The organism is Psychrobacter sp. CX21, from assembly GCF_057396255.1.
This window is the reverse complement of sequence record NZ_JBXYJG010000033.1, coordinates 1-11,712: the sequence shown is the minus strand read 5'-3', so window position 1 is coordinate 11,712 and position 11,712 is coordinate 1. Positions and strand designations below refer to the sequence as shown.

At 41.1% G+C, this 11,712-nt stretch carries 9 protein-coding genes, 1 rRNA gene and 2 pseudogenes; 4 read left to right on the top strand and 8 right to left on the bottom strand.

All coding sequences use genetic code 11. The annotated features are described in order from the left end of the window. Positions 1–52 precede the first annotated feature (52 nt). From AC2SLP_RS11720 to AC2SLP_RS11695, 6 genes and pseudogenes are all read right to left on the bottom strand, one after another. Positions 53–1,590 (bottom strand): 16S ribosomal RNA (locus tag AC2SLP_RS11720). Between the two features lie 663 nt (positions 1,591–2,253). Next, entirely contained in the window at positions 2,254–2,718 is a 465-nt protein-coding gene (locus AC2SLP_RS11715; RefSeq protein ID WP_486536821.1) for a flavodoxin family protein, read from the bottom strand. 57 nt (positions 2,719–2,775) lie between these two features. Then, positions 2,776–3,189, bottom strand: coding sequence for an OsmC family protein (locus AC2SLP_RS11710; protein WP_486536820.1), 414 nt, complete (start codon positions 3,187–3,189; stop codon positions 2,776–2,778). Positions 3,190–3,271: 82 nt separating this feature from the next. After that, entirely contained in the window at positions 3,272–3,409 is a 138-nt protein-coding gene (locus tag AC2SLP_RS11705; RefSeq protein WP_486536819.1) for a hypothetical protein, read from the bottom strand. A 115-nt stretch (positions 3,410–3,524) separates the two neighbouring features. Then, positions 3,525–4,727: an alpha-hydroxy acid oxidase gene (locus AC2SLP_RS11700; protein ID WP_486536818.1), complete on the bottom strand. Its 1,203-nt coding sequence runs from the start codon at positions 4,725–4,727 to the stop codon at positions 3,525–3,527. Between the two features lie 292 nt (positions 4,728–5,019). Continuing rightward, positions 5,020–5,112 (bottom strand): annotated as a pseudogene (locus AC2SLP_RS11695) (hypothetical protein); the annotation flags it as partial. 163 nt (positions 5,113–5,275) lie between these two features. On the opposite strand from AC2SLP_RS11695, the gene AC2SLP_RS11690 reads away from it, so the two are divergent. Genes AC2SLP_RS11690 through AC2SLP_RS11675 form a run of 4 tightly spaced genes read left to right on the top strand, consistent with a single transcriptional unit; the run spans position 5,276 to position 9,994 of the window. Continuing rightward, positions 5,276–6,145, top strand: a complete 870-nt coding sequence (locus tag AC2SLP_RS11690) for a hypothetical protein (RefSeq protein WP_486536817.1) — start codon at positions 5,276–5,278, stop codon at positions 6,143–6,145. A gap of 10 nt (positions 6,146–6,155) precedes the next feature. After that, entirely contained in the window at positions 6,156–6,965 is an 810-nt protein-coding gene (locus AC2SLP_RS11685; protein WP_486536816.1) for an HAD-IIB family hydrolase, read from the top strand. Between the two features lie 48 nt (positions 6,966–7,013). Further along, complete coding sequence (locus tag AC2SLP_RS11680) at positions 7,014–8,237, top strand: glycosyltransferase family protein (protein WP_486536815.1); 1,224 nt, start codon at positions 7,014–7,016, stop codon at positions 8,235–8,237. An 11-nt stretch (positions 8,238–8,248) separates the two neighbouring features. Continuing rightward, on the top strand, positions 8,249–9,994 hold the full coding sequence (locus AC2SLP_RS11675) for a sugar phosphorylase (RefSeq protein WP_486536814.1): 1,746 nt from the start codon (positions 8,249–8,251) through the stop codon (positions 9,992–9,994). Between the two features lie 19 nt (positions 9,995–10,013). Here the strand turns inward: AC2SLP_RS11675 and AC2SLP_RS11670 are convergent. Next, positions 10,014–10,511: pseudogene (locus tag AC2SLP_RS11670) on the bottom strand (5'-nucleotidase); the annotation flags it as partial. A gap of 40 nt (positions 10,512–10,551) precedes the next feature. After that, positions 10,552–11,639 (bottom strand): IS3 family transposase gene (locus tag AC2SLP_RS11665; RefSeq protein ID WP_486535860.1). Its coding sequence is split into 2 segments (ribosomal slippage): positions 10,552–11,387 and positions 11,387–11,639, totalling 1,089 coding nucleotides; the frame shifts between segments, so codons are not numbered across the junction. Positions 11,640–11,712 lie beyond the last annotated feature (73 nt).

Genomic DNA, 11,712 nt, shown 5'->3' with positions numbered 1-11,712 from the left:
CTAAAACTAAAGAACAACTTGTTGTGAATTCTTGCTGACCGAATGCCGTTTATAAGGAGGTGATCCAGCCGCAGGTTCCCCTACGGCTACCTTGTTACGACTTCACCCCAGTCATCGACCACACCGTGGTGAGCGCCATCCTAAAAGGTTAGGCTACCCACTTCTGGTGCAATCAACTCCCATGGTGTGACGGGCGGTGTGTACAAGGCCCGGGAACGTATTCACCGCGGCATTCTGATCCGCGATTACTAGCGATTCCGACTTCATGGAGTCGAGTTGCAGACTCCAATCTGGACTACGATAGGCTTTTTGAGATTCGCATCACATCGCTGTGTAGCTGCCCTCTGTACCTACCATTGTAGCACGTGTGTAGCCCTGGTCGTAAGGGCCATGATGACTTGACGTCGTCCCCGCCTTCCTCCAGTTTGTCACTGGCAGTATCCTTAGAGTCCCCGGCATAACCCGCTGGTAACTAAGGAAAAGGGTTGCGCTCGTTGCGGGACTTAACCCAACATCTCACGACACGAGCTGACGACAGCCATGCAGCACCTGTATTCTAATTCCCGAAGGCACTCTCGTATCTCTACAAGATTCTAGATATGTCAAGACCAGGTAAGGTTCTTCGCGTTGCATCGAATTAAACCACATGCTCCACCGCTTGTGCGGGCCCCCGTCAATTCATTTGAGTTTTAACCTTGCGGCCGTACTCCCCAGGCGGTCTACTTAGTGCGTTAGCTGCGTCACTAAGGGATCAAGTCCCCCAACGACTAGTAGACATCGTTTACGGCGTGGACTACCAGGGTATCTAATCCTGTTTGCTACCCACGCTTTCGAACCTCAGTGTCAGTATGATGCCAGGAGGCTGCCTTCGCCATCGGTATTCCTTCAGATCTCTACGCATTTCACCGCTACACCTGAAATTCTACCTCCCTCTCACCTACTCTAGCCTAACAGTATCAGATGCAGTTCCCAGGTTAAGCCCGGGGATTTCACATCTGACTTATTAAGCCACCTACGCTCGCTTTACGCCCAGTAATTCCGATTAACGCTTGCACCCTCTGTATTACCGCGGCTGCTGGCACAGAGTTAGCCGGTGCTTATTCTGCAGCTAATGTCATCGCTTATGGGTATTAACCATAAGGTCTTCTTCACTGCTTAAAGTGCTTTACAACCAAAAGGCCTTCTTCACACACGCGGCATGGCTGGATCAGGGTTGCCCCCATTGTCCAATATTCCCCACTGCTGCCTCCCGTAGGAGTCCGGGCCGTGTCTCAGTCCCGGTGTGGCTGATCATCCTCTCAGACCAGCTACAGATCGTCGCCTTGGTAGGCCTTTACCCCACCAACTAGCTAATCCGACTTAGGCTCATCCAATAGCGAGAGCGCAAGCGCCCCCTTTTCCCCGTAGGGTGTATGCGGTATTAATACGAGTTTCCCCGTGCTATCCCCCACTACTGGGCAGATTCCTAAGTATTACTCACCCGTCCGCCGCTCGACGCCTGATAGCAAGCTATCATCGTTTCCGCTCGACTTGCATGTGTTAAGCCTGCCGCCAGCGTTCAATCTGAGCCATGATCAAACTCTTCAGTTTAATCTTGCTTGTAACCTTTCACTTAATTAAAAGTAAGATAGATTACTAATCTTGGCTCATTTAATACTAGCAAATTGCTTTTCGTATGTTTCATATAATGAATTAACTTCGAGTTTTTCTGCTGTATTAAATGATAATTTTTTATAGTTAGTCATTATCCATACCTATTAATAGATACAAACAATCCCAACTTCATTTTTAGCATTCTTAATCAGCAAAAATCCACACAAGTTGTTCTTTAGTTCTAGCTTTTAAATAATGACTAGCTTGTCGTCCAAGACTAGTTGTGCTATAAAGTTATTAGCCTCTTCAATTTGAAGTGCTGTAAGCTTTAGTAGCGAGCCGTCTAGTATATAAATTATTATATATTCTGTCAAGCTTTATTTTATTCTTTATCAAAACATTTTTCTCTATGTCTATCTGACTTAGTTCATGTTGTCCTGATGAGGTGCGTATTATAGACACTTTATTTTTAGTGTCAACTGTTTATTTTATTTTTCTTTAAGTTTTTCGCATGCTAATTTCAAATAGAGAATTCTGTTTGGATTTAAAGGATTCTTGTCGTCATAAAACTAAATATATTGACATATAAGTTTCTTGTTCTTGCCTAATACTTCATTTAAACCATACTAATTTTAATCTATATCCTATTATAATTAAGTTTCAATAAATTCCTGCTTCTAACCCTGCTGCTAATGTCATCGCTAGCTCCTCCACCTGATCAATAAACCTATCTTTCCATTCCCCTTTTAATATTAAAGCTTCGTGTATCCACTCCCAGCGTAGTCCTGTTGTAATGGTCTTCATAGCTCGCTCGGTTCCTGTCCCATCTTGGCCCGCTCGAATATAGACAGCAAATGGCATCCCTTGCTTCTTTTCTAATATGGGGTAATAGCAACGATCAAAAAAGTCTTTAATCAGTCCTGCCATATACGCAAAATTCTCTGTAGTGCCTAATAATAGCGCATCTGCTGCTAATACATCTTCAGGCTGCGTATCTTGTGGGGACTTTAAAATAACCTCTACTTCTAAGTCTGGGTGATCGGCCCCTCTTGCAGCGGCCTCAGCCAGTTTTTTAGTATTAGGCGATGGCGCATGAGCAACGATAAGTAACGTTTTATTAGACATAGTATTCCCTTTATATTAGATAGCTATTATTAGAGAACTTTTACTGAACAGCTTTTATTAAATACTGTCTGGGTACTTGAAAGTTATATCTTGATTAATATCTGGATGAATACTTTTTGCTACAGGGCAAGTTAATGCAGCGGCTTCAAGAACTTTACGCGTTCGCTTATCAAACTCTTTATAAAACTCAATACTTACTTTGATTTCACTAACTCGGCGTGGTTCAGCAGCCATAACTTTTGTTACATCAGCTTTTGTACCAATCACGTTTACTTCCATATCCGCAGCTTTAATACCAATAATAGTCAGCATACAACTTGCCAAACTGGTCGCTAATAAATCAGTAGGTGAAAACGCTTCACCTTTACCATGATTATCGGTTGGCGCGTCAGTAATAATTTGATTATTAGATTGTAGATGCAGCGCTTGAGTACGCAAATTGCCTTGGTATTCTACCGTTGAAGTCGTCATGGAGCTATCCTTTTTGCTTGTCTTTATTTTATGACTGTATGTCATGGTTATTAAATAATTTTCAGTTCTAATAATCGAGTGTTTACTTAATGAGCTCCATCATATAGGCAATGTTTTCAGTTGTGCCTATCAGCGCGCTGTCGGCTTGAAGTATATTGTCAGGCAAAGTGTTTTGCAGTGTTTCTAGGATGATGTTGATATCAATAATAAGACGATACATGCGCTCATAAACATATTGAGTCGGTTTTTAAATATTGGAATATAAGGCGTAGGCTATTAGAAGTAGGGTTTCGTTTGACCTATTTATTACCTTATTGTAGTTCTATATTGCACCTCTATCCGCGAGGAGCAATAGGTGGCAATGATTTAAGATGTTCATAGGTACCCTTAACTAAGATATTAGAATCTACTTTATCAATATGCGTATGCCCAGTGAACGCCATTGTAATATCACACTCTTTATATAATATTTCTAAAGCACGGCGAACGCCATCTTCTCCATAAGCGCCCAAACCATACAAAAAAGCACGACCTATCATCGTCCCTTTAGCACCCAATGCCATAGCTTTTAAAATATCTTGTCCTGATCGTACCCCACTGTCTAGCCATATCTCAATATCGCTACTCTCACTTTGTATTGCTTGTACAATATCGCTAAGACTGGCAATAGAGGATGGGGCACCATCTAATTGGCGTCCGCCATGATTCGAGACGACCATCGCATCAGCGCCACTACGGGCAGCCATAATGGCATCTTCGGGTTCCATAATGCCCTTAATAATAAGCTTACCGCCCCACATCTCTTTGATTCTAGCCACATCATCCCAACTTAATGCAGGGTCAAATTGTTCGGCAGTCCATGACGACAAGGAGGACAAATCTCCCACACCTTTTGCATGTCCAACAATATTACCAAAGGTGCGCCGTTTAGCACTGAGCATATTTAAGCACCATTCTGGCTTAGCCATAAGATTAAGGATATTTGCAGGGGTAGGTTTGGGCGGCGCGGATAGACCGTTTTTGATATCTTTGTGACGCTGACCAAGGACTTGTAAGTCTGCAGTCAATATCAAGGCAGAACAATTGGCCTGCTTAGCACGGCGTATAAGGTTTGACATAAATTCTTTGTCACGCATGACGTATAGCTGAAACCAAAAGGGGCGATTGGTATATTCAGCCACGTCTTCAATAGAACAAATACTCATGGTCGACAATGAAAAAGGGATGCCAAATTTCTCGGCCGCGCGGGCAGCGTGCATCTCACCATTTGCCCACATCATCCCTGTAAAACCCGTCGGAGCTATCGCAACGGGCATGGTTACCTTCTCACCGATCATTGTCGTAGCTAAGCTGCGATTTTCCATATCGACAAGCACTCGCTGGCGTAATTTAATACGATCAAAATCCGTCTCGTTGTTGCGATATGTTGTTTGTGTCCAAGAACCTGAATCCACATAATCGTAAAACATACGCGGAACTTTACGCTCAGCGACTCTGCGTAAGTCTTCTATTTCAGTCATCTTAATTAAGTTTTTCATACGACTACTCTCGTTATGCACTAACATCCATGTAGGTTTTCATAAACGTCCATTATAGTCTATATTCATAAAAACAATACAACTATGTCAATTCTTTATGCGCCATTATTTGTGCGATAGCTATGACCTAAATCCATCTAAATCACGATACCAAACTTTAATCCGCTCTATACTGAATACAAATATACCCAATACAAAGCGTTTTAATTTTAATATAAGCAATTCTCAAGCGATTGTATTCCCACTAAGCTTTAGCAAAGTTACTGAGCGAAGTTACTGAGCAAAGTTAGTAAGTAAAGTTAGCGCCTTTAGCAATCGGGTGCGACTCGTTAGCAAACGGTAATATTTGATACGACACAAGATTGTCCATACGATTTTCCTTATGATGCACCATTATATGGCTAATGCACTGTTTTATTGCATCAGGCTTTAAATAATTGCTCCTCCTTACGAACTATCAACGCCATCAGCATGGCATAGATATTGTAACGATAAAGCACTGTTCATACTAAAACAGTAGCGTGCAAGTTACGATACGGATCTTGAAAATGGATATGCAGAAATTTCTATCACAACATGAGCTACCAGATAACTATATAAAAACCGCACAACAATGGTTCTTGCCGCTATGTGAACGGATAATAGAGCACCATAATAGGTCACCCCATCCCTTTATTGTAGGCATTAGTGGTTGCCAAGGCTCTGGTAAAACAACACTTACTAGCTATCTAGCAGAGTATTTATCGGCCCAACATGATAAAAAAATCGTCTCTTTATCAATAGATGATTTTTATTTCAGTCAAGCTGAGAGATTGGCATTAGCAAAAAACATTCATCCTTTATTAAAAATACGAGGGGTACCCGGTACTCATGATATAACGCTGGCCATCGAGACATTTGATCGACTACAAAATGGCGCTTATACCTTGATACCACGCTTTAACAAAGCCTCTGACAATCCTTACCCTACCGATAAATGGGCTACAATAAATTATCGACCAGACATCATTTTATTAGAGGGTTGGTGCGTTAACTTAACGCCACAGCCAGTTGAAGCATTATCAGAGGCAGTTAATGAATTAGAAAAAGAACATGATGCTAAGAGGATATGGCGTACTTATGTTAATAAGCAGCTTAGTCAGGATTATCAAACTTTGTTTGAAATGGTCAACTACAAAGTATTCTTAAAGGCGCCGTCGTTTGATTGTGTTTTCAAATGGCGAGGCGAGCAGGAACATAAGCTTGCAAACACTAATACAAAAGATAAGGCAATTATGACTGATGAACAAATAGCAATTTTTATTCAGCATTATCAAAGACTGACCGAACACACCTTGAAGACACTACCCAATGAATCAGATACCGTATTTTTTCTTGATGAATCCAGAACTATCACCAATCAAAAAGTAGTTAAATAATTAGAATATTATGATTAAAACCTTAGTTTTCACAGATATGGATGGTACTTTACTTGATCACCACACCTATTCATACACAGCGGCAATACCAACATTAAATAAACTTCGAAAAAAAGAAATACCGGTCATACCAACAACCAGTAAGACTTATGCCGAGATGCAGACACTTCGACATCGTATCGGACTAAATGGCCCGTTCATTATAGAAAATGGTGCTGCTATTTATATCCCCCTATTCTTTTTGAAGCATAAACCCATTGATACCACTGTAATAGACGGCTTTTGGTGTAAGTCCTTTATAGCAGATAAATCACATTGGATAAGTTTGCTTGAACAGTTAAATGATGAGTTCTCAGATCAGTATAAGCAATTTTCAAAAATGAGCGTATCCGATATCCAAGAGTGTACCGGCTTAGACGCTCAGTCCGCTGCCTCAGCCGCCAAACGTCAATTTGGAGAACCCATTTTATGGTTAGGAGATGACGCTGACAAAGCTAAATTTATCAAAGCTATAAAAGACAAAGGGGCCTACCCTTTAGAAGGTGGACGTTTTATCCATATTTCGGGAGATTGCAATAAAGGACAAGCGTTACAGTGGCTGGCGGCTGAATATGAAAAGCAATTCAAAGTCGATACCCATACTATTGCTCTTGGTGATGGTCAAAATGATGTTGCCATGCTTGAAGCCGCTGATATAGCAGTACGTATTGTCTCCCCTACTAACCCGCCGCCTGACGTTAATAAAGAAGAGGTTTATACCAGCTCGCTGACAGGTCCTGAAGGCTGGGACGAGATGCTAACCACACTATTAAAACTATAGATTACAAATGATATATTAAAAACTTAACTATTATAGTCAGGAGGACTTATGGCTGATTTTTTTCAAAACGGCGTTATTACTACTTTACACAACTTGACGCGTCGACCTTATGAAGATATCGAAGCTGAACTTGTTCAGTTTTCAAAAAAACGTCCGATGGGTCTTATACTGCCCTCTTTATTTTCAGAGCTTGAAGGTGATGCCTTACCTCATATTGTTAGTGAACTTCAAGAGGTTCCTTATTTATCAGAAATTGTGATTGGTTTGGATAGGGCCGATGAGACTCAATACCGACAGGCATTGAAATTTTTTGATAAGTTGCCGCAGCATCACCGAGTCTTATGGAATGATGGTCCTCGGCTTAAGGCGCTTGATCAAGAACTTCAAACTCATGGATTAGCGCCGAAGGAGATGGGGAAAGGTCGCAATGTTTGGTATTGTATGGGTTATATTTTAGCCTCAGAACGTTCAGAATCAATCGCATTGCATGATTGCGACATCACTACTTATGAAAAAGATCTTCTTGCCAAACTGATCTACCCTGTTGCTAATCCTATGTTCAACTACGAATTTAGTAAAGGCTACTATGCACGTGTTGCCAATGGCAAAATCAATGGCCGAGTCTCTCGTCTGCTAGTGACGCCGCTTATACGCGCTCTCAAACGCACCATAGGAGATAATGATTATTTAGAATTTATGGACAGCTTTAGATATCCATTAGCTGGTGAGTTTTCGTTTAGACGTGATGTGTTAAACGACATTCGTATCCCTAGTGATTGGGGACTAGAGATTGGCGTTCTCTCTGAAATGCATCGTAATTACGCTCGCAACCATCTGTGCCAAGTAGATATTTGTGATATCTATGATCACAAGCATCAAGATTTGTCACAGCACAATGATCAAGGCGGTCTATCAAAAATGTCTATTGACATCACCAAAGCTTTGTTTCGTAAACTGGCCACACAAGGCTACATTCTGAGTAACGAGACATTTCGATCCATTAAAGCCACCTATTACCGAATTGCTTTAGACTTTGTCGAGACCTATCACAATGATGCGGTCATGAATGGATTAAAGCTTGATATTCATAATGAAGAAAAAGCGGTCGAAATGTTCGCCAGTAATATTATGAAAGCCGGTCAAAGCTTTTTAGATAATCCTATGGAGACACCGTTTATACCAAGCTGGAATCGGGTAGCAAGTGCCATACCCGATATTAGTGAACGACTCATTGCAGCAGTAGAAGCGGATACCGCTGAGTTCAGGGCGTAGGAGTAAGCAATATGGCACTACAAACTCTTCGTGACAAGATCATACACCATTTGGATAGTATTTACGCCGATGTTGAGATGGATATTAGCTATCAGGCACTGGCTACTAAACTGCTGGAAACCATTGGTATTAAGTCTGAAGACGATATCGCCTCTCCACAGGCTCATCACAATTACTGGAATGAAAGCGATATTGTGATGATTACCTATGGAGATAGTGTCGTTAAAGAAGGCGAGAAACCCTTAGTTACTCTGCATACTATTTTAGATGACTACTTCAAAGACACTGTTAATAATGTGCATATCTTGCCATTTTATCCTTTTAGTTCCGACGATGGTTTTGCGGTTATTGATTATAAAGCGGTCAATCCGAGCTTAGGTTCTTGGGGTGACGTTACTGCCATTGGCAAAGATTATGACTTAATGTTTGACTTGGTCATCAATCACTGCTCAGTACAAAGTGAATGGTTTCAAAACTTTATAAAAGGTAGTGGTACAGGCCATGACTTTTTTTTCACAGCAAGTCCTAGCGATGATTTATCGGATGTGACCCGTCCTAGAGTCACTCCTTTACTACGAGAAACACAAACGGTAAACGGGGATGACTATGTATGGTGTACCTTTGGGCATGATCAAGCAGATTTGGACTTTAGCAATCCCAATGTACTGCTTAAATTTGTCGAAATTATCCGCTTTTACATCGACAATGAAGCCAAGTTATTCAGACTAGATGCAGTGGCTTTTTTATGGAAAATCATTGGAACAACCTGTATTAATCTACCGCAAACCCACGAGGTAGTGCGGTTATTGCGCACATTAATTGAACATGTCGATCCATCAATTATCATTATTACTGAGACAAATATACCCAACCAAGAAAACTTAACCTACTTCGGTAATGCTAACGAAGCACACGGCATATATAACTTCTCCTTACCACCATTATTATTGTATACGCTAGCTTCTGGCAACTGCACTTACTTAAACAGTTGGATGATTAGTATGCCACCAACTCAGAGTGGTACCGTATATTTCAATTTTATTGCCTCCCACGACGGTATCGGTCTACGACCTGCCGAAGGATTGCTGGCGGACGAAGAGATTGGCGCTTTGGTTAATAAAATGCGGGAGTTTGGTGGACAGGTTTCGAGTCGTGCGTTAGCAGATGGTAGTCAAAAACCGTATGAAATTAATATCACTTTGTTCGATGCACTACAAGGCACTTTTGCTGGACCCGACGAGTATCAAATTGAGCGCTTTATTTGTGCCCAAGCTATTATGTTAGGTATCGAAGGTATTCCAGGTATCTATATTCATAGCCTGCTAGCCACATCGAATGATTACGAAGGTGTTAATCGCACGGGGCGTAACCGCTCAATCAATCGTCATCGCTGGGAATTTGATAAGTTGGAAGGCTTATTGAATACGCCTGACTCTAATCAATATATCGTACACGAAGTGCTGACTAAACTTATCAAAATACGCAAGGCACAACCTGCATTTCATCCGAATGCCCAGCAGTTCACCCTACAATTGGGTCCCCATGTTTTTGGCTATTGGCGTCAAAATCTAAAACGCAAGCAAAGTATTTTCTGTTTAAATAATATTACTGATAAAAAACAATCCATCTTGCTGTCTGATATTAATTTAATGGAAACTGACGACTGGAATGAGCTGATCACCAATCAAAAAATAGATTTATCTACTGAGTTTTTAGAATTGCAACCGTATCAGACCATGTGGATTAGTAACTCATAAATAGCCACTTAAACCAACGCTAGCCAATATACAATTTGGAAGCTGAGTTATAGGGCACAAGCGCTGAGGGTACAAAGTTTTTTACTGAGTTTATATGTTTGATTGAGTCATCGAAGAAGATATGCGGTGCAAAAGTTTTTAAAACCGCTGTCTTCTCTAGTCCCCCCAAAAAGAATGCCATATCAACATTAACATCCCATTCACGTAGAGTTTTTATTGCTCTTAAATCTGCAGGCGCGTTACGCGCTGTCACCAGTGCAATTTGTATAGGCGCGGGCTCAAGATTACTAGGAATATTGTTTTGTAGCTTCGATAATTTGATGAGTAAATCTGCGTAGGGTCCTTTCTCAATAGGTAAGTCAGCCATACTGGCTTCTCTATCATGAAACGCCTTTAAGCCTTTTTGTCTGTATAGCAGTTCACCAGAGTCATCAAACAATACCGCATCACCATCAAAGGCAATGCGCAGTTGTTGGACGTCCAACTCATAAGTATTAACAGGTGTTGCACTTAATATGGGGAAATACCCCCATATTTAAAACACTAAATAAGTAGAACTAAGCTGCCATATTAAGTTTCTGAATCGGCGTAAAGCCACCATTACCCATATTGGGTCTCTCGTTATTATAGTGATTGAGCCAAGCCTCAGCCTGCTGTCTCACTTGCTCTAAACTATTAAACAACTCCTGATTAAGCCAATCATAACGAACTGTTTTATTAAAGCGCTCTACATAAGCATTTTGCTGAGGATTGCCAGGCTCAATGTATTCGATAACAATACCTTGCTCAGTTGCCCAGTCTTTTAAATCATTGCTGATATATTCAGGGCCATTATCACACCTGATTTGATCAGGTTTGCCACGGCATTCTATTAGCTGATTTAAACTGCGTATGACTCTTTGAGCTGGTAGTGAGAAGTCGACCTCTATGGTTAATGCTTCACGATTAAAGTCATCAATGACGTTAAAGAGTCTAATGGCTCTACCATCGGTTAAAGCATCGTGCATAAAGTCCATGCTCCAGCTTTGATTGATATGAGTTGGTACAGCAAGCTTTTGTGGTTTGTCTCGCTTAATACGGCGTTTAGGCTTTATTCTTAAGTTTAATTCAAGCTCACGGTAGATACGATAAACACGCTTATGGTTGTAAGGTAGTCTGAGTACATTTCTTAAGTATAGAAAGCATAGCTTAAAGCCCCAGTTTTTATGGTCGTTTGTCAGATTAATCAACAGCTTGGCTATTTGCTCATTATCATCCGCTGTCTTTGGCTGATAGTAATAGCAGGTTATGCTGATGTTAAAGATCAGACAGGCCAAGCGTACGCTAATGGCTCTGGCTTTGATGTAATGCTCAGCAAGCTCTTTGCGCCTAGACGGCGCTACCACTTTTTTGACATGGCATCCTGTAAGATGTCTGATTTTAGACGCTCTTCAGCGTACATCTTCTTTAAGCGAGCGTTCTCAGCTTCTAATTCTTTAAGACGGGTAATGAGTGAGGCATCCATACCACCGTATTTGCTCCTCCATTTATAGAAGGTGCTCTGACTTATATTGTGTTCACGTAATATGTCACTGACGGGTACGCCTTGTTCTGCTTGTTTGAGTATGTTAACAATCTGTGTGTCGGTAAATCTTGATTTTTTCATGTCGAAATCTCCTGCTAGTATTTTAGCAGTTAGTTTCTACTTTTAGGTGTTATTATTTTTTGGGAGGATTACC

Bases quoted from the DNA above. Each gene is read 5' to 3' on its own strand.
- AC2SLP_RS11675 (WP_486536814.1), top strand. From the start codon at position 8,249: ATGGCACTACAAACTCTTCGTGACAAGATCATACACCATTTGGATAGT.
- AC2SLP_RS11685 (WP_486536816.1), top strand. From the start codon at position 6,156: ATGATTAAAACCTTAGTTTTCACAGATATGGATGGTACTTTACTTGAT.
- AC2SLP_RS11710 (WP_486536820.1), bottom strand. From the start codon at position 3,189: ATGACGACTTCAACGGTAGAATACCAAGGCAATTTGCGTACTCAAGCG.
- AC2SLP_RS11700 (WP_486536818.1), bottom strand. From the start codon at position 4,727: ATGAAAAACTTAATTAAGATGACTGAAATAGAAGACTTACGCAGAGTC.
- AC2SLP_RS11715 (WP_486536821.1), bottom strand. From the start codon at position 2,718: ATGTCTAATAAAACGTTACTTATCGTTGCTCATGCGCCATCGCCTAAT.
- AC2SLP_RS11680 (WP_486536815.1), top strand. From the start codon at position 7,014: ATGGCTGATTTTTTTCAAAACGGCGTTATTACTACTTTACACAACTTG.
- AC2SLP_RS11705 (WP_486536819.1), bottom strand. From the start codon at position 3,409: ATGTATCGTCTTATTATTGATATCAACATCATCCTAGAAACACTGCAA.
- AC2SLP_RS11690 (WP_486536817.1), top strand. From the start codon at position 5,276: ATGGATATGCAGAAATTTCTATCACAACATGAGCTACCAGATAACTAT.